This is a genomic window from Lentzea sp. NPDC092896 (assembly GCF_044754905.1).
In the GTDB taxonomy this organism is placed as follows: Bacteria; Actinomycetota; Actinomycetes; order Mycobacteriales; family Pseudonocardiaceae; genus Lentzea.
Window position 1 is genome coordinate 344,940 of the sequence record NZ_JBIVPX010000002.1, and the last position, 25,292, is coordinate 370,231.

General features: G+C 70.6%; 27 protein-coding genes. 16 read left to right on the forward strand and 11 right to left on the reverse strand.

Annotation, left to right across the window (positions count from 1 at the left end; translation table 11 throughout):
• Positions 1–12 precede the first annotated feature (12 nt).
• A complete protein-coding gene (locus ACIQF0_RS12980; protein ID WP_401028538.1) occupies positions 13–783 on the forward strand; it encodes an SAM-dependent methyltransferase in 771 nt (256 codons plus the stop codon).
• Between the two features lie 27 nt (positions 784–810).
• On the opposite strand, the gene ACIQF0_RS12985 is transcribed toward ACIQF0_RS12980, so the two are convergent.
• Complete coding sequence (locus ACIQF0_RS12985; RefSeq protein ID WP_401028540.1) at positions 811–1,413, reverse strand: flavodoxin family protein; 603 nt, start codon at positions 1,411–1,413, stop codon at positions 811–813.
• A 72-nt stretch (positions 1,414–1,485) separates the two neighbouring features.
• On the opposite strand from ACIQF0_RS12985, the gene ACIQF0_RS12990 reads away from it, so the two are divergent.
• Genes ACIQF0_RS12990 through ACIQF0_RS13000 form a run of 3 tightly spaced genes read left to right on the forward strand, consistent with a single transcriptional unit; the run spans position 1,486 to position 3,040 of the window.
• Positions 1,486–1,809 (forward strand): plasmid stabilization protein, encoded by a 324-nt coding sequence (locus ACIQF0_RS12990; protein ID WP_401028542.1) that lies wholly within the window; start codon positions 1,486–1,488, stop codon positions 1,807–1,809.
• 1 nt (position 1,810) lies between these two features.
• A complete protein-coding gene (locus tag ACIQF0_RS12995) occupies positions 1,811–2,473 on the forward strand; it encodes a hypothetical protein (protein ID WP_360035221.1) in 663 nt (220 codons plus the stop codon).
• Between the two features lie 15 nt (positions 2,474–2,488).
• A complete protein-coding gene (locus ACIQF0_RS13000) occupies positions 2,489–3,040 on the forward strand; it encodes a hemerythrin domain-containing protein (RefSeq protein ID WP_401028545.1) in 552 nt (183 codons plus the stop codon).
• On the opposite strand, the gene ACIQF0_RS13005 is transcribed toward ACIQF0_RS13000, so the two are convergent.
• Both ACIQF0_RS13005 and ACIQF0_RS13010 read right to left on the reverse strand, forming a co-directional pair.
• Positions 2,976–3,761, reverse strand: a complete 786-nt coding sequence (locus tag ACIQF0_RS13005) for a TauD/TfdA family dioxygenase (RefSeq protein WP_401028548.1) — start codon at positions 3,759–3,761, stop codon at positions 2,976–2,978. The genes ACIQF0_RS13000 and ACIQF0_RS13005 overlap by 65 nt on opposite strands.
• Entirely contained in the window at positions 3,758–4,933 is a 1,176-nt protein-coding gene (locus ACIQF0_RS13010; RefSeq protein ID WP_401029937.1) for an MFS transporter, read from the reverse strand. Before ACIQF0_RS13010 ends, ACIQF0_RS13005 begins: the two co-directional genes overlap by 4 nt.
• A 115-nt stretch (positions 4,934–5,048) precedes the next feature.
• Here ACIQF0_RS13010 and ACIQF0_RS13015 point away from each other — a divergent pair, with 115 nt between their 5' ends.
• Genes ACIQF0_RS13015 through ACIQF0_RS13035 form a run of 5 tightly spaced genes read left to right on the forward strand, consistent with a single transcriptional unit; the run spans position 5,049 to position 9,692 of the window.
• Positions 5,049–6,026: an ABC transporter substrate-binding protein gene (locus ACIQF0_RS13015; protein WP_401028551.1), complete on the forward strand. Its 978-nt coding sequence runs from the start codon at positions 5,049–5,051 to the stop codon at positions 6,024–6,026.
• Entirely contained in the window at positions 6,019–7,080 is a 1,062-nt protein-coding gene (locus ACIQF0_RS13020) for a FecCD family ABC transporter permease (protein WP_401028554.1), read from the forward strand. Before ACIQF0_RS13015 ends, ACIQF0_RS13020 begins: the two co-directional genes overlap by 8 nt.
• The gene (locus ACIQF0_RS13025; RefSeq protein WP_401028556.1) at positions 7,077–7,844 is read left to right on the forward strand and encodes an ABC transporter ATP-binding protein; all 768 of its coding nucleotides are present in this window, start codon (positions 7,077–7,079) and stop codon (positions 7,842–7,844) included. Before ACIQF0_RS13020 ends, ACIQF0_RS13025 begins: the two co-directional genes overlap by 4 nt.
• A gap of 13 nt (positions 7,845–7,857) precedes the next feature.
• Positions 7,858–8,652 carry a Rossmann-like domain-containing protein gene (locus ACIQF0_RS13030; protein WP_401028559.1) on the forward strand — a complete coding sequence of 265 codons (795 nt, stop codon included), beginning with the start codon at positions 7,858–7,860 and terminating at the stop codon, positions 8,650–8,652.
• Positions 8,649–9,692, forward strand: coding sequence for a pyridoxal-phosphate dependent enzyme (locus ACIQF0_RS13035; protein ID WP_401028562.1), 1,044 nt, complete (start codon positions 8,649–8,651; stop codon positions 9,690–9,692). Before ACIQF0_RS13030 ends, ACIQF0_RS13035 begins: the two co-directional genes overlap by 4 nt.
• On the opposite strand, the gene ACIQF0_RS13040 is transcribed toward ACIQF0_RS13035, so the two are convergent.
• Complete coding sequence (locus ACIQF0_RS13040) at positions 9,664–9,822, reverse strand: DUF3040 domain-containing protein (protein ID WP_360035200.1); 159 nt, start codon at positions 9,820–9,822, stop codon at positions 9,664–9,666. The two genes, ACIQF0_RS13035 and ACIQF0_RS13040, sit on opposite strands and share 29 nt — an antisense overlap.
• A 369-nt stretch (positions 9,823–10,191) precedes the next feature.
• Here ACIQF0_RS13040 and ACIQF0_RS13045 point away from each other — a divergent pair, with 369 nt between their 5' ends.
• Complete coding sequence (locus tag ACIQF0_RS13045) at positions 10,192–12,783, forward strand: ABC transporter substrate-binding protein (RefSeq protein ID WP_401028566.1); 2,592 nt, start codon at positions 10,192–10,194, stop codon at positions 12,781–12,783.
• Between the two features lies 1 nt (position 12,784).
• On the opposite strand, the gene tsaA is transcribed toward ACIQF0_RS13045, so the two are convergent.
• Together tsaA and ACIQF0_RS13055 are read right to left on the reverse strand one after the other, a co-directional pair.
• The gene (gene tsaA / locus ACIQF0_RS13050; protein WP_401028569.1) at positions 12,785–13,180 is read right to left on the reverse strand and encodes a tRNA (N6-threonylcarbamoyladenosine(37)-N6)-methyltransferase TrmO; all 396 of its coding nucleotides are present in this window, start codon (positions 13,178–13,180) and stop codon (positions 12,785–12,787) included.
• Entirely contained in the window at positions 13,180–14,577 is a 1,398-nt protein-coding gene (locus ACIQF0_RS13055) for a YdiU family protein (RefSeq protein WP_401028571.1), read from the reverse strand. Before ACIQF0_RS13055 ends, tsaA begins: the two co-directional genes overlap by 1 nt.
• Before the next feature lie 138 nt (positions 14,578–14,715).
• Here ACIQF0_RS13055 and ACIQF0_RS13060 point away from each other — a divergent pair, with 138 nt between their 5' ends.
• Together ACIQF0_RS13060 and ACIQF0_RS13065 are read left to right on the forward strand one after the other, a co-directional pair.
• On the forward strand, positions 14,716–15,630 hold the full coding sequence (locus tag ACIQF0_RS13060) for a hypothetical protein (RefSeq protein WP_401028573.1): 915 nt from the start codon (positions 14,716–14,718) through the stop codon (positions 15,628–15,630).
• Between the two features lie 235 nt (positions 15,631–15,865).
• Positions 15,866–16,312 carry a hypothetical protein gene (locus tag ACIQF0_RS13065; protein WP_401028576.1) on the forward strand — a complete coding sequence of 149 codons (447 nt, stop codon included), beginning with the start codon at positions 15,866–15,868 and terminating at the stop codon, positions 16,310–16,312.
• Here the strand turns inward: ACIQF0_RS13065 and ACIQF0_RS13070 are convergent.
• The 3 genes from ACIQF0_RS13070 to ACIQF0_RS13080 are packed head-to-tail and all read right to left on the reverse strand — an operon-like array spanning position 16,309 to position 17,896.
• Positions 16,309–16,608, reverse strand: a complete 300-nt coding sequence (locus tag ACIQF0_RS13070) for a hypothetical protein (protein ID WP_401028579.1) — start codon at positions 16,606–16,608, stop codon at positions 16,309–16,311. The two genes, ACIQF0_RS13065 and ACIQF0_RS13070, sit on opposite strands and share 4 nt — an antisense overlap.
• A gap of 3 nt (positions 16,609–16,611) precedes the next feature.
• Entirely contained in the window at positions 16,612–16,983 is a 372-nt protein-coding gene (locus ACIQF0_RS13075; protein WP_401028582.1) for an HNH endonuclease, read from the reverse strand.
• Positions 16,967–17,896: a LysR family transcriptional regulator gene (locus ACIQF0_RS13080; RefSeq protein ID WP_401028584.1), complete on the reverse strand. Its 930-nt coding sequence runs from the start codon at positions 17,894–17,896 to the stop codon at positions 16,967–16,969. Before ACIQF0_RS13080 ends, ACIQF0_RS13075 begins: the two co-directional genes overlap by 17 nt.
• Positions 17,897–17,966: 70 nt before the next feature.
• Between ACIQF0_RS13080 and ACIQF0_RS13085 the strand changes: the two genes are divergently transcribed.
• Both ACIQF0_RS13085 and ACIQF0_RS13090 read left to right on the forward strand, forming a co-directional pair.
• Complete coding sequence (locus ACIQF0_RS13085; RefSeq protein ID WP_401028586.1) at positions 17,967–18,995, forward strand: TDT family transporter; 1,029 nt, start codon at positions 17,967–17,969, stop codon at positions 18,993–18,995.
• Positions 18,996–19,004: 9 nt separating this feature from the next.
• Entirely contained in the window at positions 19,005–20,138 is a 1,134-nt protein-coding gene (locus tag ACIQF0_RS13090; protein WP_401028588.1) for a hypothetical protein, read from the forward strand.
• On the opposite strand, the gene ACIQF0_RS13095 is transcribed toward ACIQF0_RS13090, so the two are convergent.
• Complete coding sequence (locus ACIQF0_RS13095; RefSeq protein WP_401028589.1) at positions 20,101–21,798, reverse strand: hypothetical protein; 1,698 nt, start codon at positions 21,796–21,798, stop codon at positions 20,101–20,103. The genes ACIQF0_RS13090 and ACIQF0_RS13095 overlap by 38 nt on opposite strands.
• Positions 21,799–22,318: 520 nt before the next feature.
• Here ACIQF0_RS13095 and ACIQF0_RS13100 point away from each other — a divergent pair.
• Both ACIQF0_RS13100 and ACIQF0_RS13105 read left to right on the forward strand, forming a co-directional pair.
• Positions 22,319–23,098: a hypothetical protein gene (locus tag ACIQF0_RS13100; protein ID WP_401029940.1), complete on the forward strand. Its 780-nt coding sequence runs from the start codon at positions 22,319–22,321 to the stop codon at positions 23,096–23,098.
• A 143-nt stretch (positions 23,099–23,241) separates the two neighbouring features.
• Positions 23,242–24,453 (forward strand): MFS transporter, encoded by a 1,212-nt coding sequence (locus tag ACIQF0_RS13105; protein WP_401028592.1) that lies wholly within the window; start codon positions 23,242–23,244, stop codon positions 24,451–24,453.
• Here the strand turns inward: ACIQF0_RS13105 and ACIQF0_RS13110 are convergent.
• Entirely contained in the window at positions 24,437–25,282 is an 846-nt protein-coding gene (locus ACIQF0_RS13110; protein WP_401028595.1) for an XRE family transcriptional regulator, read from the reverse strand. The two genes, ACIQF0_RS13105 and ACIQF0_RS13110, sit on opposite strands and share 17 nt — an antisense overlap.
• Positions 25,283–25,292: the final 10 nt, after the last annotated feature.

Here is a 25,292-nt window from a genome sequence, read left to right on the forward strand (position 1 = left end):
TAGACAGCGATGGTGGGCCGACAAGAACTCAGCGCCATCGCGCACACCGACCACCCGATATCCGCGCCGTTGAGCGACAGCACAGTGGCGCACCTCCTCGACCGGGCCATCCGCGAGCAGGACGACCACCTGCTCGATCTGGGCTGCGGCGACGGCACCTGGTTGCTACGCGCGCTGCAGGCGCACGACGGCGTAACGGCTGTCGGAGTCGACATCTCGGGTGAAGGCTTCGACCACGTCCTGGGCGAGGCGGACAGGCTCGGTCTGGCCGATCGGCTGGAACTGCGCCGCCAGGACGTCGCCGAGTACCAGTCGACCAGGAAAGCGGACCTGGTGCTCAGCGTGGGGGCCGCCTACGCGTACGGCGGGCTGCTCCCCACGTTGAACGCCGCTCGGGAACACCTCGCCGAAGACGGGATGCTCCTGCTCGGCGACTGCTTCTGGGAGCGCGAGCCCGACGCCGCCGTCCGCGCGCAACAGGAGACCGGCCCGCAGAAGTACGCGGATCTCCCGACCACCGTGGCCCAGGTCGTCGCGGACGGGTGGACACCGGTCTACGGGTACGTCAGCACCCTCGCGGAGTGGGACGAGTACGAATGGTGCTGGACCGGCACCCTCGCCAAGTGGGCCCTCGACAATCCCGAGCACCCCGACCAGGCCCTCGCGCTCCAGATGTCAGCGACCCACCGCGCCAGCTGGCTGGGCGGCTACCGCGGATTTCTCGGGTTCGTCGTACTCCTGCTGCGGCGCACACCTCCACCGGCATCGACCGAGGTGTCCTGAGAGGAACCCTCGCGTTCGACGCAGGCCCTAGGCGGGGATGGGGCGCTCGGCCAGGGCCTGGGCGACGGCGTGCAGGTTGGCGGCCATCGTGCGGCCGGTGTTCTCCGACCACTCGTGGCCCTCGTCGGTGTCGGCGTAGCTCGGGCCGGGCCCCGGACCGCGGTTCCAGTAGGTCCAGGCCTGGCCTGGGATGGTGTAGCCGATGTCGCCGAGGCCGCCGCAGATCTCGCTGATGACGTGGTGCGCGCCGTCCTCGTTGCCGGTCACCACCACTCCCGCGACCCGGTTGTAGGCGACCGGGCGGTCCTGGTCGTCGGTCTCGGAGATCATCGCGTCCATCCGCTCCAGCGCGCGCTGGGCCAGGGAGGAGGGGCGGCCGACCCACGTCGGGGTGGCGAACACCAGGATCTCGGCGTCGAGCAGCAGCCGGTGGACGTTCGGCCACTCGTCGCCGCCGCCGAGGTCGGTCACGACGCCGGGCGGGATCTCGTGGTCGGCCAGCCGGAACGACGTGACCTCGACGTCCTTCTTCGTCAGCTCGTCGATCACGACCTGGGCGAGCAGGTCCGTGTTGGACTCCTCCGGCGACTTCTTCAGGGTGCAGTTGAGCACCACGGCACGCATCGTCATGCCGTTCGGCTACCCGGTCGGGTGGGTGTGAACCGCCCTGCCCAGGGGTATTCGCCGGGCAAGGAGGTCGTGATGCCCGCAGGGTCGAACGCGAAACGTGAACGCCAGTACGAGCACATCAAGGACTCCGCCGAGGACCGCGGAGCGTCACCGAAGCGCGCGAAGGAGATCGCGGCCAGGACCGTCAACAAGAACCGCGCGCAGGCCGGCGAGTCCAAGACTGCCAGCAGATCGTCCATTGAGGACATGTCGCCGCAGAAGCGCGGCGGTCAGCGGTCGCACAAGGGCGCGCAGGGGCCGACGTACGACCAGCTCTACAACGAGGCGAAGCAGCGCAACGTCAAGGGCCGCTCCAAGATGACGAAGAAGGAACTCGCCAAGGCGCTCGGTCACTGACGTGTCGGAAGTGGACAAGGCCTCGGCGCTGACGATCCTCACCATGGAGCACAACACGCTGCAGATGATCCGCACGGCGACGATCACCGACGCGACCGGGCGGGCGGGTCACCTGCTGACGACGATCTCCGCGTCGATGATCGCACTCGGGTTCGTCGCGCAGGTCGTGCCGCTGACCGTGTTGCTGACGTTGCTGCTGGTCGTCTTCAGCGCGCTGTTCCTGATCGGTCTCGCCACGTTGTTCCGCACGGTCGAGCTCACCATCGAGGACGTGCGGGCCGGGCTGGGGATCAACCGCATCCGGCACGTCTACGGCGACCTCGAACCGTCCGTCAAGGACGTGTTCGTGCGTCAGATCCACGACGACGTTCTCGGCGTCGAGGCGGACGGAGGCCAGACCGGCTGGCGCAAGACGAGGCGGCCGAGGCTGATCGGCACCGCACTGGGCGTCGCCGGCCTCGTGAACCTCGTGAACGGACTCGTCGCCGGCGTGATCGCCGGCGCGACGTCGGGCCTGCTGGGTGCGGGCCTGGCCTGGTCGATCGTCATCAGCGCGGTCGTCGCCCTCGCCGTGATCAGTGCTTTCGGCGTGGCACTCGGCCGGATCGGACGGCGCGGTCTCGAGTCCACCACCACGCGCTATCCGAGGAACAACCCGAACTGAAGGAGAACCACCATCATGCAGTACGACGTCGTCGACCTCATCATGCAGGACCACCGCGAGGTGGAGCGCCTGTTCGACGAGCTGAAGAACCACCCGGAGAAACGCCCGCTGCTCACGCCCGTGATGTGCGGCCTGCTCGTCGCCCACAGCCGCGCGGAGGAGTCCGAGATCTACCCGCCCGCCAAGGACGCGGGCGGGCAGGACGAGGTCGAGCACAGCCAGGAGGAGCACGCCGAGGCCGAGCTGCTGCTCGCCAAGCTCCTCGACTGCGAGTACGACTCGCCGAAGTACGAGAAGGCCCTGCAGGACGTCGTCGACTCCATCACCCACCACGTGGAGGAAGAGGAGAAGACGGTGCTGCCGGGCATGCGCAAGCGCCTGAGCGCCCAGCGCCGCTACGAGCTCGGCGAGGCGTTCGCGCGCAGCCGGGCCGACCACCTCGGTGAGCTGCCGGGCCAGGCCACCCGCGAGGAACTGCTCACCCAGGCGCAGAACCTCGGCGTCACCGGTGCGTCGAACATGACCAAGGAGCAGCTGCGCAAGGAACTGCAGAAGGCCGGTTCCTAGGCGTCGTCCGTTCGCGCCGTCTGGATGTGCACGGTCCGGGCGCGCCGGTGTGTGCGTCCCGGCCGTGCCAGCAGCGGTAGTTGTCGAGGACCAGGAGTTCGCCCTCGTTCACCCTGAGTCTCGGCAACGTCCGCTGCACCCGTTCGACCTCGGTGTCGAAGCGGGCGAGCATTGCAGTGATGTGCTCGGCGGCGGGGTCGCGGTGCAGGGCCGCGACCCCGTCCGTGCGTCGCGTGATTCGCCTGCCCGCACGCGTGTACTCGATGTGACGGCCCACCCGCGGCGTCGCCGGCAGGCCGCGCGTGCCGGCCCACCGGCCGTACAGGTCCACATCGGACTCCCTCAGGAACGCCTTCAGCTCCGCGTCGAGCGAGTCGGTGAACTCGTGCGCGTCGAGGACGAAGGACTGACCTCCGCACGGCGCCTGAGAAGCGAGCAGCACCAGCACGTGGTCCTCGTCGGGATGCCTGCGCCGCACGGGTTTCCCGGCGATGTCGACGACCACGTCGAAACTGTCCGCGTGCAACCCGACGACCTCGCCGTCCACCGAACGCCGGGTCCGGTACGGGAACAGCTCGCGCAACGACGTGCCGAACAGCAGGGAAGCGGCCACGGGCAGCGATTCGGGGGAGTTCGGCAGGCCGGTGAGGATCACCGCGCCCGTCTCCGTCAACGCCCTGCGCGCGGCCGGATCGAGGACCTGCAGGCGGGGCACGATCATCGGCGCGGCCCGAAGTCGCGCGACGACGGCACCAGTGCGGCCAGCGCGGGCGCGGCGAAGCAGATCACCGCACAGGCGGCCAGCACCACGGGCGCGCCGAACGACGAGATCGCCGGGGCGATGAGCGCCAGGCCGATCGGCGCGAGGCCGTAGGACATCAGGAAGTCCAAAGAGGACACGCGAGCGAGCTTCGACGGCTCGACCTCGCGCTGGGTCGCGGTGAACCACGGCACGTTGAACAGTTCGATGCCCAGCCCCGCGACGGCGTAGGCGGCGATCACGACGAACGGGTGCACCGGCAGCAGCAGGCTCAGCGGCGCGAACCCGTACAGGGCGAGGCCGAACAGCGCGGTCCAGCCCGCGTGACGAGGCCGCCAGCGGGCGATGAGCAGGGCGCCGGCCAGCGCACCGAGCGTGTAGGCGGTCAGCGCGCCCGCCAGGACCGCCTCGGTGTCGTAGCGGTCGCGGCTGACCAGGGGGAGCACCACGCCGGTCGCCGAGTAGCCGGTGGCGATCACCGCGGTCAGCGCGCCGAGCCCGGCCAGGAACCACGGGTGCCTGCGGGCCTCGCGGACGCCCTCCCAGAAGTCCGTCACGAAGCCCGAACCGCTCGCCGAGGTGAGGCCGGTGCCGGCGGGCGGGACCAGGGCGGCGACGAGCCACAGGGCGCCGATGCCGAGCAGCAGCACCTGCGTGTTCAGGACCAGGGCGAGCAACGCGGTCAGGCCCGGCGCCACCAACGTCGTCACCCGCACCGACAGGGTCATCGCGGCGTTGGCCTGCTGACGTTGGGCTGCCGCGACCACCTCGGCGGTCAGCGCCTGGAACGCCGGCCGGCACGCGCCCTGGCCCGCTCCCATCGCTACGGCCGCGACCGCCGCGAACACCAACGAGTTGCCCACGAAGGCAGCGAGCACCGGTGCGGCGAGAGCCGACACGAGACCTGACCACAGGACCACCTGGCGGCGCGCGTAGCGGTCGGCCAGGACGCCGCTGACCGGGACGGCGGCGAGGAATCCCGCGGTGCGCGCGGCGAGCAGGACACCCAGTTCCACGGCCGTCAGCGAACGCGAGAGCACGGCCAGGCCGAGCACGAACGGCAGCGCCCAGGTCGCGATGCCCGATGCCGTCGTCGCGGTCCAGAGGCGGAGAAAAGTGGTGCTGCGCAGCACCGACGGGCTGCGCACTGTGTCGTGGACCACGCGATCGACCTTCCGGCAGGGTTGCATTGAAAATGATTGTCGTTACAGTAACGCACACCGTCGAGTGAACTTTCTGGAGGATCCGATGTCTCACCCCGCCCGTCTCGGACTGGCGTTGGTCGCGGTGCTGGCCGCGGGCTGCGCCACACCGGGAGGCGCACAGGCGCCGACGGCTCAGTCGGTGGTGGTGGACAGCTGTGGCAAGCAGCTCACGTTCACCGGCACGCCGCAGCGGGTGGTCACGCTGGACCAGAACTCGACGGAAACGTTGCTGGCGCTGGGAATGCAGGACCGGATGGCCGGCACCGCGAACGTCAAGACCAAGGTGTCGCCCCGGTTCGCCGACGCCTACGCGAAGATCCCGGTGCTGTCACCGAAGATCCTCACCTCGGAACCGCTGCGGGCGGCCAACCCCGATGTCGTCGTGGCGTCGTTCAAGGAACTCTTCACCGCCGACCGCGCCGGAACGCGCGACGAGCTGGAAACCCTGGGCGTGCCCACGTTCGTGAGCGCGGTGAACTGCCCGGACGGCACGACCGCGCCGTTCGACCGGCTGTTCCGCGACTACGAGAACTTCGGGAAGATCTTCGGCATCACCGAGAAGGCGAACCAGCTCGCCGCCGAGCAACGCGCGGCCGTCGCCGAAGTCCAAGCTGTCAAACGGGATCCGGTGAAGGTGGTCTGGATCTACTCGGTCTTCAAGGGCGTTCCGTACGTGGCGGGCCGCGACGGCATGCCGAGTCAGATGAGCAAGATCGCCGGCGCGGTCAACGTGTTCGACGACCTGGACCAGGAGTGGCCGGAGGCGTCGTTCGAGGAGATCGCCCGGCGCGACCCGGACGTGATCGTGATCGGTGACCTGTCCGAGCGCGGCAATCCCGGCGACAAGGCGAGCGAGAAGCTCGCGATGATGCGCGAACACCCGGTCGTCTCGCAGCTCAAGGCGTTGCGGGAGAACAAGGTGATCGAGCTGCCCGGCATCGAGATGGACCCGTCCGTGCGCACGGTCGACGCGCTCAAGGCGTTCGGTGCGGGGCTCGACGAGATCGCCGGCCGTGGCTGACGCCGCTGTTCTCGACCCGGTTGTCCTGGAAACTCCGAAAACCTTTCAGCGCAAGAAGAACACGCTCGTGGTCGTGCTGAGTCTCGCCGTCCTCGTGGTGTCGGTGGTGCTCGCCGTCCGCATCGGCGTGGGCGCGGGCTGGGCCGAGATCGGCCGGGCCGCGGGCGGACGCCTCGGCCTGCCGGTCGTGCCGCTGCCTCGCCTGCTGGACTCGCTGATCTGGGACCTGAGGGTGCCGCGGGTGCTGCTCGCGGCGCTCGTCGGTGCGGCGCTGGCGGTGTGCGGCGCGGTGCTGCAGAGCGTCACGCGCAACTCGCTGGCCGACCCGTACCTGCTCGGGGTGTCGTCCGGCGCCTCGACGGGCGCGGTGGTCGTGGTGGTGCTGGGGTTCGCGGGCTCGCAGCTCGGGGTGACCGGTGGGGCGCTGATCGGCGCGCTGGTGGCGTTCGGGTTGCTGATGCTGCTGCTCCGCCGCACAGGCCTGGACTCGTCACGCGTCGTGCTCACCGGTGTGGTCGTGGGGCAGCTGTTCGCCGCGCTCACCTCGTTGATCCTGCTGACGTCCGGGGACGCCGACAGCATCCGTGCCGTCACCAACTGGCTGCTGGGGTCGCTCGCGTCGGCCCGGTGGACGTCCGTGGTGGTGTGCGCGGTGGTCCTGGCGGTCGGTCTGCTCGTGGTGTGGCTGTGCTCGGCCGCGCTGGACGGGTTCGCATTCGGCACCGACACCGCGTCCTCGCTGGGCGTCGACGTGCGCACGACTCGGATCGTCCTGCTGGTCACGACCTCGGTGCTGACCGCCGTCGCGGTGGCCGCCGTGGGCGCGGTCGGATTCGTCGGGCTGATCGTGCCGCACGGCGTCCGGTTCCTCGTCGGGCCGTTGCACCGCAAGCTCCTGCCGTTGTCGGCCGTCGTCGGCGCGGTGTTCCTGGTGTGGACGGACGCGCTCACCCGTGTGGTGTTCTCGCCGCTGGAGGTGCCGGTGGGCGTGTTCACCGCACTGCTCGGCGTGCCGCTCTTCCTCCTGGTGCTGCGCAGGCGGGGTGAGCTGTGAGGATCGACGTCCGGAAGCTGAGCTGGGGCGTGCCGGGCAAGACCATCGTCAGGGACGTGAGCCTGGTGGTCGAGCCGGGGGAGACGGTCGGGCTGATCGGGCCGAACGGCTCCGGCAAGTCGTCGCTGCTGCGGTGCATGGCCGGGCTGCGAGCCCCGGCGAACGGCGAGGTGTGCTTCGACGGCGTGGAGATCACGTCGTGGTCCGCCCGTGAGCGAGCGCGCAGGCTGGCGTTCGTCGAGCAGACCGCCGACACCGACAGCGACCTGCGGGTGGCCGAGGTCGCGATGCTCGGCCGCACCGCGCACCGGTCGCGGTGGCGCGGTCCTGACGCCGAGGATCACGCGATTGTCGCCTCGGAGCTGGAAAAGCTCGACCTCACCGGACTGGCGGACCGGCCGTGGAAGCAGCTCTCCGGTGGCGAACGTCAGCGCACCCATCTGGCGCGGGCGCTGGCGCAACGCACGTCCGGGCTGCTGCTGGACGAGCCCACGAACCACCTGGACGTCCGCCACCAGCTGGAGTTGATGGAACTGGCCGGCCGCACGCCGCAGACCGTCGTCGTGGCGCTGCACGACCTCGCGCTGGCCGCCCGCTACTGCGACCGGCTGGTCCTGATGCACGGCGGCACGGTCGTCGCCGACGGCCAGGCGGCCGACGTGCTGACCGCGCCGCTGCTGCGCGAGGTGTTCGACGTGGAAGCCGAGATCGGCCGCGACAGCCTGGGCCACCTGGCCGTGGGCTACCGCGAACCGGTCCGCTGAGAAGGGGGATGCGATGACCACAGTGGACGATCTGATCACCGGGGTGCTGAAGGGACGGCACGGTCCCGATCCGCGGGAGATCCCCGCCACCAGCGTGTTCTGGGTCCACCACGGAACCCGGCTGGCCGGCGGCGACACCACCTACCGCAACCAGTACGTGCTGGCCCGCGTCGGAACGGCGTTCGGTGCCTGCGCGTTCGCGGAGGCCGACGCCGACCCGGCGGTGTGCGCGAACTACTCCGGCGCTCCGGTCGCGCGGCTTCTCACCGAGGCCCCGGCCCCGGTGCGGATCGCGGCACTCGACGCCTACCTGGGCAGCGTCCGTCCACATCGGACGTCCGAGGCCGAACGTGTCGTGCTGCCGGTCGGTACACCCGAAGAACGGGCACGGGCGAGGGATGCCGCCGTAGCGGGCCTGCTGGACGTCGAACCGGGCGCCAAGGTCGCGTTGATCGGCGTGGTGAACCCGTTGGTCGCGGCCATCCGGGAGCGCGGCGCCGAGTGCCTGCCGTGCGACCTCTCGTTGCGCACGACGCAGTGGGGCGACCCGGTCACCCCGGACATGCGGGACGTCCTCGGCGTCGCGGACGCCGTGGTGGCAACGGGAATGACGATCGGCAACGGCACGTTCGACGAGATCCTGCGCTCGTGCCGTGAACGCGACATCCCGCTGATCGTCTACGCCCAGACCGCGAGCGCCGTCGCCCGCCACTTCCTCGGCGAGGGGGTCACCGCCCTGTCCGCGGAACCGTTCCCGTTCTCGCAGTTCAGCGCCGACGAGTCCGCGCTGTACCGCTACCGAGCATGAGAGAAGACGTGGACCACCACATCGCCGACGCCCTCAGTCGTCCCGCCCTGGTGCGCCTCGACTCCCGCACCCTCTGCCTGCGCTTCGAGACCATGAAGGTCGCGTCCGCCCTCGAAGCCGTCCGGTACCTCCTCGAACGCGGCACCATCGCGCAGGGCGACACGCTGGTCGACAGCTCCAGCGGCATCTACGCGCACGCCCTGGCGTTGGCCTGCCACCGCTACGGCCTGCATTGCCACATCGTCGCCTCGACGACGGTCGACAGGACGCTGCGCACCCAGTTGGAGATCCTCGGTGCCACGGTGGAACCCGTGCCGCCGTCGAAGAGCCTGAAGCTGGACCAGAGCCTGCGGGTGGCACGGGTGCGGGAGATCCTGCGCGATCATCCGCGGCACCACTGGATGCGGCAGTACCACGACGACGTCCACTACCGCGGCTACCGGCCGATCGCCGACCTCATCCGCGAGCACGCGGACTGCGACCACCTCAGCGTCGTGGGCGGGGTCGGCACCGGGGCGTCGACGGGTGCGCTGGCCACGTTCCTGCGCGAGACCGCTCCGACCGTCGAACTGGTCGGCGTGCAGCCGTTCGACAGCGTGACGTTCGGCAGCGAGCACGTGCACGACCCGGAGATCATCATCGCCGGGATCGGCAGCTCGATCCCGTTCGGCAACGTCGACCACACGCTCTACGACACCGTGCACTGGTTCGGCTTCGACGCGGCCCTGTCCGGCGGCGTCGCCCTCCTGCGGGAGCACGCGATCTTCGCCGGGCTGTCGGCGGGGGCGGCCTACCTGGCGGCGCGGTGGGAGCAGCGGCTGGATCCGGAACGGCACGTGGTCGTGCTCGCCCCGGACACCGGCCACCGCTACGTCGACGCCGCCTACTCCCGGCACGCGGAGGTGCCGGCGCCGGACGAGCTCCGGCCGCGCCAGATCACCACGCTCACGGACATGGACCTGCCGTGGTCGCGGATGCACTGGAACCGGGCGGAGGCGCCACCGAACGCGGTCACTCAGCCGGTCGCGGTGGCTTCCTGAAGAACGCCGCCACGCGCTGACCCAGGTTCCGCTGGGGGCCTCGGCTCAGCAGGCGAGCCAGGTCCGGGTCGGAGGCGTGCAGCCACCGTTCGATGTCACTGAGCCGCTGCTGTTCCTGAGCACTGAGCATGCCCGCTCCCCAGGTCGGTCCGGCCTGTCGAAACGTGCGTGTACCCAGCTGCTCAGGGGTTCAAACCGGTTTCGGTGACGGCGGCAGCGGATCGGGATCCGGGCCGGGAGGGCGCAACGGATCGGGGTCGGGTCCTGGCGGCGACGGCTGGTCGGGACCGGTCGGTCGCGGCTGGTCAGGACCCGGCGTGGTCGGCACGGGCTGCGCCGGCGGAATCGGTTGGCTCATGACCGGGGGTACCCGCTGCTCAAACCCCGCTCACTCGATTCTCGCCCGCCTCGAATTAAGTCCGTTTCCGCTAATGAGGCGCCCTGCCTGGCCGACAATCCGTCCAGATTCTGTTTGGATCCGGCAGAACGGGGCGGGGACTTGACGCTGTCCAGGGCGGCACAGGGGTGGTTCCACGGTTCCGAGCAGACCCGCGGTCTGCAGTTCAGCGGAGTGATCGAGCTTCTGCGGCTGCTCGACCGGCTGTCCGCCCGTCCGCGCTGGCCGTCCCGCGACGTGCCGCTGCCGATCGTGTACCTGCGCCGGCCGCCCGGCGCGAAGGACCCGCTCGAGGCACTCGCGAACCGGCCTGCCGACACGCGTGGCCGCCGGGTTCCGTACGCGCTCGTCAACGGCGCCGCGGAGTCCCGGCGCAGGCTGCTCGACGACGTGGTCGGGCAGCTCGCGAGCGAGGTGCGGGGCGTGGCGCGGTTGCGCTTCCCGCGGTTCGCGCTCGTAGGGTGGCTGCTCGACCTGACGCTGCCCGCCGGGGTCGAGGCGGAGGAGGAAGAACGGGAGATCGCGCGGGAGTTCCGGGTGCACCTGCAGCGGCGCCTGCGGGTGACGCGGGACGGGATGCAGGACCTCGCGCAGGACTTCCCCTGGTGGATCAGGCTGATCATCGGGGTGATGCCGCGCATCGGCCTGGCGTTGATGGCACTGCTGTGGCGCCCGGCGAAGTGGGTGGGCGAGCAGTCGCTGGGCGGCCGGTCGCGCCAGGGTCTCTACCGGCTCGCCCGCACGGTGGTGAAGGAACGCCTGGCAGAACGCCACGAGGACGAGGTCGGCGACCTGCTCGTGCGCGCGCTGCTGGAGGACCTGCGGCGTTCGCACAGGCGCTGGACCCTGTGGGGGACGGGGCGGCGGCGCACGGGGTGTCCGTGGCTGTTGCTCGACAACCACGACGGCGACTGCGCGGGACAGTGGCTGGTCGACTCGATCGGCCGTGCGCGCAGCGGCGTCCGGAGTGGACAGTCGTGGCGGGCGAACCCCTTGAGCCGGCCGGATCCGCTGCTCGTCGTCGCGGCGAAGGAGTCGGCCGACGTGCCGGCCACCCACGCCGCGGACGCGCTCGCGGGCCATCACGACTGGCTCCGGCAGCTGTCGCGGTCGGAGAACTGGGTGCTGGCGCTCGACACCGACGCCACCGAACCCGCGCGCGGCATCGTCGGCGCGCTGTCCGAGTACCCGGCCCTGCGCCTGCGCAGAGCCCTGGCGGCGCCGCTCGTGCTCCTGCTGCTCGCCGGATCGCTGGTGGCCGTGCCGTTCCTCAACCACGGCAGGTGCGACGAGTGGTGGTCGCCGTCGTTGCGCTCGCCACTGGAACGGGTCGGCACGGAGTGCATCGGGGTGTCGGCGGATCCGTTGCGGCACTTCGTTTCCGACTGGGTTCCGGAGGACATCCGGCCGGCGCTGCAGGACGTCTACGGCCGGATCATGGCCGAGAACCGCAAGGCGGCGCTGCGACCGGACGCGATCACCATCGTGTTCCTCAGCGTGCTGACCCCGAGCACCGCCAACAGCTTTCACGCCCTGGTCGAGGAGTTGCGGGGTGTGTGGGTGGCGCAGAGGAACAGCGACGTGCCCATCAAGATGTTGCTGGCCAACGGTGGCGAAGGGCCGGGCGGCCGTGGTCTGGCGTCCGGTGACGTCGCCGCGGACAAGATCGTCGAACTGGCGGCGCGCGACCGGAGCGTGGTCGCGGTGACCGGGCTGTCGATCAGCTCCGACACCGCCAAGTCCGTGGTGAAACGCCTGGGCAGCAACGCCTTGCCGATCATCGGCACGCTGACCTCCGCCGACGACATGGCGAGCATCAACGAGTACTACCACCAGATCGGGCCCAACAACCTGCGCGAGTCGAAGGTCGCCGCCTACTACCTGCAGACCCGGCTGAGCGTGACGAACGTGGCGATCTTCTTCTCCGGCGACACCAGCGACCGGTACAGCCAGAACCTGGCCGAGGACGCCCGGCTCTCCTTCGCCGAACGCGGAATCGTGGTCAGCCAGTACAAGTCGTACCGGGTCGCGAACGACGACGAGGGACTGGCACCGGCGAGCCTCGGCCAGGGCGCGTGCCCGGCGGCGGCCACCCCCGGCTACGCGGTCTTCTACGCCGGCCGAGCCCAGTACCTGGCGGAGTTCCTGCGCGGTATGAACAGCAAGTGCCAGGGCAGCACGCCACCGGTGCTCGCGAGCGACTCGTCCACGCGGTTCATCCTGGAGGGGACCATGGCCCAGTTCCCCAACGTGCGGCTGGACTACGTGTCGTTCGCGAGCCCCGCCGCGTGGACCGACTGCGCGAAGGTGCCGTTCTACAAGAACTACCTCGACGTGTTCCGCAAGACCTGCCAGACGCTGGGCGACGGGCGGTCGGCCGCCGCCTACGACGCCATGCAGGTGCTGGCGGAAGGGGTCCGGCAGGTGCGGCGGACCGATCCGGGCGCGCGGGTGCGCGAAGGCCTGCTCGCCGGGATCGGCAGCATCCGGCCGGACAACGCCATCCAGGGTGCCACCGGGACGATCGGGTTCGGCGCGAGCACGCGGCTGCCGGCGAACAAGGCCGTGCTGGTGTTGCAGGGCAACACGGACACGACCTCGACGCCTCGGCTGTTGTGCGGGGAACTGCCGTTCCGCGAGGACTTGGCGGCGGGGCTGGAACAGGACGGAGGATGCCCGCGCGATCCCCAGTAGGTCAGCGTTCCGGCCCCAGCACGGGCTTGACGTCGACGATCGGCGTGCCGTCGATCGCCTCCAGGTGCGCGACCCGCAGCTTGAGGCCGTCCACCGCGGTGATCCGCACGTGGTGCAGGCCGATCGGGTTCGGGCGGTCCGGCGACCGGGTCGAGAACACGCCCGTCTCGGGCCGGTCCAGGTCGCTGCGGGGATGCACCGCCAGCACCGACCTGTCGGCGCGGTCGAGCCAGGTCAGGACCAGGACGTCCTGGCCGGCTTCCAGTTCCCGCATCGCCCGCGCGTACTCGGGCGCGAACACGAGCAAGGCCTCCGGCGCGCCCTCGTCGGCCTGCTTGGGCGCGGCGGTGCGGTCGGTGAGGGGTGATTCGACGTGGCCGATCGGCTGCAGCTTCATCAAGTCCCGCAGTAGGTCCGGTAGGTGGCACTGAAGTCCCGCGGCGCGGGATCGGCGAAGTATTCCAGGCCGGGTCGTGCGCCGTACGGGGAGGTAACCGCTTTCAGCAGACGGTCGAACGGATCCATGTCGCCGTCCGCCCCGGCCGCCAGCGCCTCCTCCACGAGGTGGTTGCGCGGGACGTAGACGGGGTTGGCGCGGTCCATCACGTCGGCGTCCGGTGCCATCGCACGCCAGCGGGCGAGCCAGGCGTCGATGGCCGCGAGGTCCAGGAACAGGGAGCGGGCGGGTTCCGCGTCGCCGCGAGCGGCCTTGCCGAGCAGGTGGAAGAACGACGTGAAGTCGACGTGGTCCTCGTGCATCAACGCGAGCAGGTCCTGCAGCAGCGGCTTCACGTCACCGGACACCCCGAGCTTCGCCCGCATGCCGCCGATCCAGGTCTCCTCGAAGTGCGCGTCGAACGTGCGCAGCGTCGCGAGGGCCAGCGAGACGGCCTCGTCCTCGTTCTCGGCGAACAGCGGCAGGAGGGCCTCGGCGAGCCGGGCCAGGTTCCACTCGGCGATGATCGGCTGGTTGCCGTAGGCGTAACGGCCGCGCTCGTCGATCGAGCTGTACTTCGTCGTCGGGTCGTAGGCCTCCATGAACGCGCACGGGCCGTAGTCGATCGTCTCGCCGGAGATCGTCATGTTGTCGGTGTTCATCACGCCGTGGATGAAGCCGACCAGCATCCACCGGGCGACGAGGGACGCCTGCGCGGCGACCACGTGCGCGAACAGTTCCAGGTACGTGCTGCCGGGGTGGTGGCGGGCGATCGCGTGGTCGGCGAGGCGGCGCAGCAGTGCCAGGTCGCCGGTGTTGCGGGCGTACTGGAAGCTGCCGACGCGCAGGTGTGACGAGGCGACCCTGGCCAGGACGGCACCGGCCAGCGGCTCCTCGCGCTGGACCACGTGCCCGGTCGACACGACGGCCAGCGCACGGGTCGTGGGGATGCCGAGCGCGTGCATGGCCTCGCTGATGACGTACTCGCGCAGCATCGGGCCGACGGCCGCCAGGCCGTCGCCACCGCGGGCGAACGGCGTGCGGCCGGAGCCCTTGAGGTGAAGGTCGCGGAGCCGGCCGTCCGCGTCGGTCAGCTCACCGAGCAGCAGCGCGCGGCCGTCGCCCAGCCGGGGGGAGTAACCGCCGAACTGGTGACCGGCGTAGGCCTGGGCGACGCCACGACCGCTCACCAGGAACGGCAGATCGTCCGCGCGCAGCCGGCTGGGGTCGAGGCCGAGCTCCTTCGCCAGTGGCTCGTTGAGGGCCAGGAGTTCCGGTTCGGCGACCGGGACGGCCTCCCACGAGACCGCCATCTCCGGCACCGCGTCGGCGAAGTCGCTGCTCAGGCTGATGTTCACGCCCCCAACGGTACCGGGTGCGCTTCCCGGCGAGTGTGATCGCGCTCTCACCTCGAACTCGGCTGAACCGATCCGAGGGGCCGTACGTGATTGGGGGTGAACAGGTTGGCGAAAGTCCACTCAGGAATGAGAAAAACAATGCGTCGCAAGCAAGTTGGGTTCGCTGCTGCCCTTTTCGCGGTCGGTGTCATCGCACTGACGGCGTGCGGCCAGGGTGCCGCGCAGTCCGGATCTGCTTCCCCCGCAACGGAACAGGCCCAGGAGACGCAGGCCACCGCCGAACAGTCCGATGTGGACTTCCTGCGCGGATCGGCGAATTCCAACAAAGCAGACCAGAACACCGGCGACCGCGCACCGGCGACCGCTTCTCCTGAGGTGAAGCAGAAGTGGGTCGAGCTGCGCGTCGCCAACGCCGGTGGCCTGGAGCCCGCCGTCGTCAACGGCAAGGGACTCTCGGTCTACTGGTTCAGCGACGACCCGGTGAAGGGCGGGGTGTCCAACTGCAACGGTGACTGCGCCAAGACGTGGCCGCCCATCACGGTCACCAAGGGCACCAAGCTCTTCTTCCCCGGCATCAAGCGGGAGAACATCGGGTTCATCAAGCGCCAGGACGGCGCCACCCAGGTGACGATCGGCGGCCGCCCGATCTACCTGTTCAGCAAGGACGAGAAGGCCGGTGACATCAAGGGCCAGAACGTCGGCAACAAGTGGTTCGTGATCAACCCGGAGGGCAAGCGCGCAGTCGCCCCCGCCGAGGCTCCCGCCACCCAGCCCGCCCCGCCCGCTCCCGGCGCCAAGCCCGCGAACTCCGTGACCTTCTTCACCGGCAAGAACTTCGACGACTTCAGCGGCGACAACTTCGCGACCGGCGTCAAGGTCGAGCCGAAGTGCGCCGACCTGCGCGGTGGCTTCAAGTCGCTCACCGCGGACGGCGCCGTGAAGATCTGGTCCGAGCCGGGCTGCAAGGGCAAGTCCGCCGTCGTGACCGACGACGTCGCGGACACCGCTCCGCTCGGGTTCCCGGACGGCGTGAAGTCCTACATCCGCGCATGACCTCTATCGAGTGAACGCCCAGGCCGCCGGAGCACCCCAGCTCAGGCGGCCTTTCGGGCGGAGCGGTGTGTCCGCCGGTCCCGCCGGTCTGGCTTCGTGCCCGGTAGGACGCCTCGCGGCACCGCCTCCACGCCCCATATGCCCGATATGGGGCGTGGAGGCGGCACCGCGATGCGCCCGCCTGGACACGAACCAGGCCGACAGCGGCCGGCGGACACACCGCTACGCTCCCCGCATGCGCTACTCCGCCATTGCGCTGGCTTTCCTCCTGCTCGGGTGCGGTACCGGGACGTCGTCCCTGCCCACGATCACCCCCGCCGTGCCCTCGGTCACCGGCTCGCCGCTGCCCGACCTGCAGCCCCGGCTCGACGCGATCGGCGTCCTGCTCACGGACTGCGCGGCGCGCCTGCGAGGAGAGCCCGTCGCCCCGGCCGACAACTGCACGCACGTCATGCCCGACGTGACAGGCGTGATCGACGAGGTCGAGAAGCAGTCGGCCAAGCTCCCGCCCGCCGGTCAGACGGCCCTCGCCGAGGTGCGCCGCCAGCTCGCCGCGATCGCGCCGTGCGAGCCGTGGTTCGCGGCCGGTGGGGTGAGCGCGGACGGGCAGCTCGACGCCGCGTGCAAGAAGGCGTGGGACGCGCTCTTCGACGGGTACAGCGCCGTGCGGAACTCCGCCTAGGCCGGGTCGCTGAACGAGATCGGTTTGCCGGTGGCGCGGGCGTAGGCGATCTCCCTGCGCGTGGAATCGCCGACGTACCCGCCGGGGTTGACGACCAGCACCCGGTCGGCCAGGTCGATCTTGCGCAGGTGGAGGGCGTCCAGCGCGGCCTTCTGCTCGTCGGTGACCGGCTCGTCCGCCTCGCCCGGCGCGACGACGATGACACCGGCGAAGGTCAGATCACGGTTCGCCGCACGCATCTCGTCGGTGAACCGGGCAGAGCCGCAGATGCAGACGATCTCGGGTCGGTCGGGCACGGCTCAGTCCGGTTCCACTGTGGACTGGACGAAGCGGGCCGTCAGCTCGTTCGAGATCTCGTAGTGGCGCACCAGGAACGTGCGTTCGTCGAGCCTCTTGCGCCGCAACCAACCGGTCACCTCGGCGTTGCACTTGCTGGCGTTGCACGATCCGCACGCGGGCACGACGTTGCCGAGCGTGTAGCGGCCGCCGCGGGAGAGTGCCTGCACGCAGTCCTTCTGCAGCGAACTCGCGGGAGCGGTGCAGTAGGCGCAGCCGCCCCACGCCGTCTTGAGGGCGTCCCACTGCTCGTCGGTGAGGTCGTTGATGACGCGGCCCATGCGCTTCTTGCGCTTGCGCGCGGCGCGAACCTGTTTGCTACCGCCGGTCGGCACGATCGGTGAGACTACGCGTCGCGATGGTCAACAGGTCGGAGGCGGGGCCCCGGGGTGTCCGCCCGGACGACCAGACCGCCCTCAGCGCGCGGTGCAGGTCCACGCCGGCGACCTCGACCCGGACGAGCGTGCGGGCGGCGATGTCGGCGGCCACGGTGTGGACGCTGAGCACGGCGGGGCCGATGCCGCCGATCGCGGCCGCCTTGATCGCCGTGGTCGACGACATGTCGAGCAACGGCCCGGCGGACTCGGTGATGCCCGCGGCCTTCAGCGCGTGCTCCCAGGCCTGCCGCGTGCCCGAACCGGACTCCCTGCTGACCAGCGGCGTCGCGGCGGCCTTCGCGGCGGTGACGCGGCGGCGCCGGGCCCAGGGGTGACCGGGAGCGACGACGAGCACGAGCTCGTCCTTCGCGACCACGCGGCTGGCCAGGCCCGCCGGTACGTCGGTGCTCTCGATGAACCCCAGGTCGGCCTTCTGGGCGAGCACCTGCTCGGCGACGTGCACCGAGTTGCCCGCCGACAGCACGGTCGCGGTGTCCGGGCTGACGGACCGCAGCGCGATCAGCCACGCGGGCAGCAGGTACTCGGCCACGGTGAGGCTCGCGGCGATCCTGAGGTGGCTCTGCCGGTCCGCGCGCAGGCTGGTGATGCCGGCGTCGAGGTCGGCCGCCCGTTCCAGCACCTGGGCGGCCCACCCGGCGACCAGCTGGCCCGCCGTGGTGAGCCGGGCGCCGCGCGAAGTGCGTTCGAGCAACGTGACGCCGACGCGGGCCTCGAGCGTCCTGAGCCGTTCGCTGGCGCTGGGCTGGGACATGCCGTGCGCCTGGGCCGCGCGGCCGATGCTGCCCAGCTCGGCGACGCTGCGCAGCAGGTCGAAGCTGGTCAGGTCGGTGACCCTGGACGGCAGAGGCATAGGAGCAGCCTATGCCCACCTCGGTGATTGGTGCCTACCGAGCCAGGCGCGGCGCGGGGATTGTCATGTCGTGACCGCTCTCGCACCTCAACACACCGTGCCCGTCGGGGTGCGACGAGCGGCACCATTCGGCCCGAACCTCTTCGCCTCGGTGATGGGGACGGGGATCGTCGCCACGGCCGGAGCCTCGATGCCCGGCCTGCGCACCGCCGCCACGTACGTGTGGGCGTTCGACGCCGCGCTGCTGGTCTTCCTCGTGGCCGCCGCCCTGACGCGCTGGACGTGGTCGACGGTGCGGGCGCAGCTCGCCGACCCCGTCATGGCCCAGTTCTGGGGCGCGCCGCCGATGGCGTTGATGACCGTCGGCACGGGCGCGTTGCTGCTCGGCTCCGACTGGATCGGGCTGCCCGCCGCGCTGGCGCTCGACTGGACACTGTGGACGGCCGGCACGCTGCTCGGGCTGGCGACCTCGGTGCTGGTGCCGTTGCGGATGATCGGCAGCGGCGAGCGCGCGTTCGCCGGCTGGCTGATGCCCGTGGTGCCGCCGATGGTGTCCGCCGCCTCCGGAGCCCTGCTGGCGCAGCACCTGCCGGAGGGGTCGGCGCGGCAGGCCATGGTCCTCGGCTGCTACGCGCTGTTCGGCGTCAGCCTGTTCGCGACGATGGTGATCGTGCCGCAGATCTGGCAGCGGCTGGTGCGGCACGGGCTGGGCGCCGCCTCGACCGTGCCGACGCTGTGGATCGTGCTCGGGCCGCTGGGCCAGTCGATCACCGCCGCCAACCTGCTCGCGGGTGTGCCCGTGCTGCCGGGTCAGGCCGCGTTCGGGGTGCTCTACGGCACGATCACGTGGGGGTTCGCCCTGCTGTGGGTGGCGCTCGCGGCGGCCGTCACCGTGCGGACCGCGCGGCGCGGGCTGCCGTTCGCGTTGACGTGGTGGAGTTTCGTGTTCCCGCTCGGCACCCTGGTGACCGGGACGAGCGCGCTCGCGGTCCGGGTCCACTCGGCGATGTTGTCCGGGTTCTCCGTTGTGCTGTACGGAGTGCTGGTGGTCGCGTGGGTCACAGTGGCCGCCCGCACGCTGCTTCACCGGCGGCCGTAGACTGCCGCCATGAGCTCGGAAGTCCGGTACGTCATCATTCTCGTTGAAGGACAAGGGCTTCCGCTCGCCGTGGTGCGGCTGACCGGAACCGTTGAGGAAGCGTTCACGCACGACCTGGGCTGGGCGCCGTCCGAGCTGCTCGGCCGCGTTCCGTCCGAACAGGACTGGACGGCTCGCGAGGTGAGCGCCGGCGTGGCCGACGGATTCCTGGTCGAAATGGTCCGCACGATCCGGTCGCGCGACCACGAGTCGGAGCTGGCGGACTACAAGTACTACGCGTCGTTCAAGGACGCGCTGGGTGTGCTCGACCTGGCCGACGCGGACCGGCTCATTCGCCGGCCGGAGGGCGCCGTCGAGGAGGAGTACGCCGGTCACCAGGCGTGGGAGCCCAGCGAGAAGCTCCACCGCATCGACTCCGGACTCGACAAGCAGGAGGAGTACGTCGCGCTCAGCCTCGTCGAGGCCGCCCACGTCAAGAAGCTGATCGACGCGCAGTGGGATCGCGGCTGCACCCACCACGTCGTCCTCGTGGACAAGCGCCCGGTGGCCGTGGTCACCCAGGTGGTGAAGGACCCGGCCAGCGAGCTCGCGTTCACCGGCGACCCGGAGCCGCAGCCGTCGAGGTTGCTCGCCCAGGCCACCCGCGAGCCGCGGATGGACGCCGTGCGGACGTCCATGGCGACCGCCGTCGAGACGATGGCACGGCTGTCTCTGCGGTGGCGGGCCGAGGCGCGAGCGGGCGAGACCGCCGGCTACGCGGTCTTCCACCAGCTGACCGACGTCCTCGACCTCGACTCGGCGTACGACGTCGTGCCGGAGCCGCAGGGCCAGTTCGCCGTGCCGCTGAACGACGCGGAGAAGGCCGGTCTCACCGCCCGCCTGCACCTCCGCGACGCCCGCAGGGAAGCGCAGCCGATCGACGGTCACTTCTACTTCGCGGTCTTCGAACTGCCGCACCAGGTCGTGGACCTGGACAACGCGCACTCGCTCCTCCGCGTCGACGACGCCCAGCAGTGGGAGATCCTGCGCGACGGGCAATGGCAGCCCGCGGACAAGCCGCGGAAGCTGCACACGCTGCCGCTCACGAAGCCCGGTCTCGACCGCGTCACCCGTCGGGCGGCGGGGGAGCGGCTGACCCGCTGAGCTTCAGGTAGCGCGCGTGCACGAGCCGCAGCGCCTGCTGTTCTGCTTCCAGGGCGGGAAGTTCCGCGAACTGCTCGGACCGGGACAGGCAGAACTTCAGGAACTCCAGCGAGTCGAGCAGGTCGGGGATCACCCACGGCTGGGCCTCGCCGACACAGCTGCGTTGCAGCGAGATGGCGCCCCGGATCGCCTGCTCCGCCTCGCTCCAGCGGTGCAGGGCGGCGAACGCGTTGGCCATGGACCACGTGGCGATGGCGCACTGGGCGGCGTACACGCGCGGTGAGTGCGTGAGGAGCTCGTGCAGCACGCGGATCGCGGTCCGGTAGCCCTCCAGCGCGTTGGCGTGCTCACCGCGGGCGGCCAGGCGGTTCGAGAAGTTCAGCACCACCCTGGCGTACTGCGGGCCGTGCCGCCCGGGGTCGCGCCGGTGCAGGTCCTGGATCAGCGTCAGGGCCTGCCGGCCGACGTCGAACCCGTCCTGGCCCGCATCGCCCAGTGCGATCGCGTAGGTGTCGAGGGCGGTGATGTAGCGCGGCAGGTGCCGATCGGGATCGCGGTCGGCCAGATCGCGGAGCAGCGCGACCGACTCGGCGGCGAACTCGGCCGCACGGGCCGGGTCTCCTGAGTGGGCCGCGCAGGCGAGACCCAGCGCGACGGCCCGATCCTCCGGGTCGAGTTTTCGGGAGAGTTCCAGGGCTTCGAGCGACGCGGCCGCCGCACGGGCGTGGTCGTTCACGGCGTGATTGCTCGTCACGACGGTCTGCAGGGTGTCGAAGAGCAGGCCCCTGTTGCCGACGCCCCGGGCGATGGCCAGGGCTTCGCCGGCTTTCTCGCGGGCGTACCAGGGGTGGCCGAGCCGGGCCACCGCCTGGGAGAGCGTGACCAGCGCACGGACCCGGAGGTCCTGGCTGTGCGCGTTCTCGGCGGCACGACGGGCGAACGCGGCGGCCTGGTCCGATCGCCGTCCGTCGAGCCTCTGGACGGCGAGGTGGAGGTCGAGCATCGGGCTGGGTTCGTCCTCCGGGTCGGGATCGGAGCCGAAGGTGTTGCGGGAGAACAGGTCCAGCGCGATCCGGGCGGCGGCCGAGCCCAGCGGCGAGTCCTGCCGGGGCAGGCGGAGGTAGGCGTCGGCGGCGACCTCGTCGCTCGCCGCGGCGAAAGTCCGGTGCAGCAGTTCGATGATCCGCGCGGGGTCCTCGACCGAGGGCGCCGCCTGCGCGAGCGCGGGCAGGTAGCCGTCCGGGTCGTCGGCCAACGCCTGTGCCAGCGCGAGATCCGCGGCCTGGGAGGCGACGCCCGGCACGGATGCCAGGCGGCACAAGGATTCCACGGCACGTGGACGATCGGGTTCAGCGACGGCGCGCAGCGCGCCGAGGAGAACGTCGGCGCCACTGTCCGGTTCTCCCAAGGCGCTCAACGCTTCTCGCGCCAGCTCGTCGCCTGATTCCACTGGGGAGAGAAAGTCCGCGGTCCGCTGGACGTCGTAGAGCCGCGCGCGGAAGCCCGGCAACGCGGTGAGCAGCGCTTCTGCGGATCGCCTGTCGCGCAAGGGGAACAGGGCGGGAAGCGCCAGAGTCAGGGAAAGGGTGATCGGGTCGTCCTCGAAGCCCAGTCCGGCGTCACGGACTTTCGTTCGCCAGTGCTCCAGGTCTTGGGGCATGGGATCATGTAACCAGCTCTCGTGCTCGTGCAGGGTGACGATCGGGCGACGCCCGTTGCTCGATGCCGCCGTGGCCGACGATCCCGGTCAGATCACCGTCGGCGGATCGCCCTATTCGAGCGTCAATTCGAACCCAGGGTGAAAGGGGCCGGATTTCGGGGTTCGACGGCACGCTTTTCGTCAATTCCCGGCGCGGAGACCGGTGCGACCCGACCCGAGACCAGACCACGGCCCCCCGGTGGTCTCATCCGCTCGGCCCAGTCGCCCCCACCAGGCCGAACTGGCCTCCGACTCGCGAAAACACGGCCTGACCAGCAAGATCACCATCGCGCCGAAAACCTTAAAGGCATTTAAAACCAACAGTGTTCTGTTCGCTTTGAACCCCGTCCGTGACCTCCCCGTAGTCATCGGTACAACACCGTTCGACCCCCCGAGGAGACACAGAATGGGCGCTCGACACCGCAAGCCCGCCATGATCGGCGCGGGCGCCGTGCTGGCGGTCGCCGCTGTCGCCGGTGGCATCTTCGCCTTCAGCGGCACCAACTCGAACGCGGCTGAGGACTGCGGTGGACTCGACACCGCGCTCCAGAACAACCTGACCTTCATCGCCGGTCAGCAGGCGAACCCCGACGCGCAGTCGGACGCTCGCATCGCCAACCGGCAGGCGGTCGTCAACCTGATCAACCAGCGGCGTGCGGCCGCCGGTTGTGGCAACAACGTCCAGGCGAAGCCCGAAGCGGGGCAGGCCGCCACGTCCGGTGAGGACTGCGGCGGACTGGACAAGGCCTTGCAGAACAACCTGACCTTCATCGCGGGCCAGAAGAGCGCTCCGGACTCCCAGTCCGAGGCCCGCATCGCGAACCGGCAGGCCGTGGTCGACCTCATCCAGCAGCGACGCAAGGCGGCGGGCTGCAAGGGTGACGGTGGCGCGGCCCAGGCCGGCGACAACGCCGGTCAGGCCGGCAACAACAACGCCGGTCAGGCGCCGGCCCAGCAGCCCACCAAGCAGCCCAACGCGAACCAGGGCAACAACAACGGCGGTGGCGCTACCGGCCAGCAGGTCTGCAACGGCTCGACCGTGACGCTGTCCGGCGAGGGCGGCGAGCCCGCCGCGTCGAGCGGCACGTTCCCGGTCGGCACCACGCTGAAGGTCACGAACCTGGACAACAACAAGTCCACGACCGTCAAGGTGGCGTCGGTGTCCGGCAGCTGTGCGCTGCTGAACAACGCGGCCTTCGAACAGGTCCGTGAGCCCGGCAAGTTCCTGATCCGCAACGCGAAGATCGAGAAGATCGGCTGATCCGTCCACAACGGACGGCACGAGGCCGGGTGTTCCCGTCAAGGCGCGGGGGAACACCCGGCCTCGTGCCGTCCGTTCGCGGTCACCGGGAATAACGATCTCGTGGTGGTCAGAAGTGTGCCCAGGATGAGACCTTGGTCGTCGTGACGGAGAAAGCAACGGCGCCATCTGTCTTCCGGAACACCGCGTTCCTGCGTCTGTGGACCGGGACGACCGCGTCGGGCCTCGCGATGTGGGCGATGCCCTTCGTACTGGGCCTGGCCGTGCTCGAACGCTCGATCACCGCCGTGGAACTGGGCGTCGTACTGGCCACCAGAACCGCGGGTTTCGTCGCCGCGGTCCCCGTCGCCGGTGTGCTCGCCGACCGGCACCCCCGGCGCGTCGTGGTCTTCTGGTCGTGCCTGGTCGCCGCGGTCATGACACCGGTCATCGCGGTGGGGATGGGGAAGTCCCTGCTGCTCATGGCCGTCGCCGCGGCGATCGTCGGTGCCGGTCAGGGTGCCTGCCGGCCCGCGTTCCAGGCGCTGGTGGCCGAGGTGGTGCCGGAATCCGGGCGGCAGCAGGCCAACGCGGCGACCACGCTGGCGATCAGGGTGACCACGCTGGTCGCGCCGAGCCTCACCGCGCTCGCGGCGCTGCTCCTGGACGCCCGCGCGCTGCTCGCGATCACCGCCGTGCTGTGGCTGTGCGCCGCGCTCGTGCCGCCGAAGGGGACGGGCAGGCCGGCTCAGACCGGCGAGACCCGCGCGGGCTTGGTCGCCGACTTCCTCGACGGCATCAGGGAAGCACGCCGGCACCCGTGGCTGCTCGGCGGACTCGGCGCGCTGACGGCGATGATCGCCTTCGGCTACTCCGCGACGGCCGTGCTGCTGCCGGTGGTGAGCCGGGACCGCTACGACACGGAGGCGGTGCTGGCGGCCGCCACGACCGCGTACACCCTGGGAGCGCTCGGGGGCGCGGTGCTGATCGCCCGCTGGCGGCCGCGAGCGGCGGGATGGGCCTCGCTGGCCGGACTCGCCTGCTACGGCCTCATCCCGCTGGGCCTGCTGGCGCCGGTGCACCCGTTCTTGCTGATCGCCGTGTACGCCGTCGCGGGGATCGGCATCGAGCTGTTCAACGTCCCCTGGTTCACCGCGATCCAGCGCGAGGTCGAACCGGGCAAGCTCGCCCGAGTGTCCTCATTGGACTTCCTGCTCTCCTACGGCCTGGCGCCGCTCGGCCTGGCGTTCATCGCGCCGGCGATCGAGCAGTTCGGCGCGAGTGCCGTGCTCGGCGTCTGCGCGGTGATCTGCTTCGCCGCACCCGCCGCCGCCGCGCTGATCCCGTCGTCGCGCGGGTTCACCAGGTCCAGCTGAACCCGCGCACACCGGGCTGCACGTCCAGCACCACGTCCAGCAGCGTGCGGCCGGGAGCCACGGCGGAACCGTCCGCGAGCTGGACGACGGAGGAGGGCGCGTCGCCCTCGAACGTCACCTCCAGCACGTACTCCCGCGTCGGCAGGCGGAACTTGCGCTCGTAGTTCGTCGCAAGTGGACACGGGTCCTGGTTCACCAGCTCGTGCTCGATCACGACGCTCTCGCCCTTGCGCAGCGGCCGTTCGAACAGCAGCTCCGCGACCAGCAGCCCCTCGGACGGCTCCCGGACCACCTGCCCGACCGTGCAGTTCTTCAGGGCGTTGACCAGCGGCAACGGGCGGTCGTGCGAGTCGACGTGCATGATCACGACCCAGCGGTCCGGCCCGGTCATCGACGCCGACAGCACCTGCCGCGACCGGAACGTGCGCTCGGTGCGGTCCGCCCCGATCGTCACGAAGTCCTGCTGGCTCACCCGCAGGAGCTGGTCGTCCCACTGCGTGTCGAGGTCGTGCAGCGCCTGCTCGACGGGTGTCGGGGACGGCCAGAACGCGGACATCGGCGCCGGAGCGTGGCGCAGCCAGCGGCCACGCGGGCGAGGCGGCCCCAGCAACTCCGAGAGGTGGCCCGGCGGCAGCTGCAGGATGTGTTCCAAGTGGACCACGGCCTGCAGCGACTTCTGCCGCTCCGGGCGGCTTCTGCCCGTCTGCCAGTAGCTCAGCGTCGCCATCGAGACCGACACGCCGTTCTGCGAGAGGTGCTCACGCAGGCGCTCCAGACCGAGACCACGATTCGTGATCGCCGTCCGGAGCGCCTGCGCGAACTCGTCCACGCGGGCCACG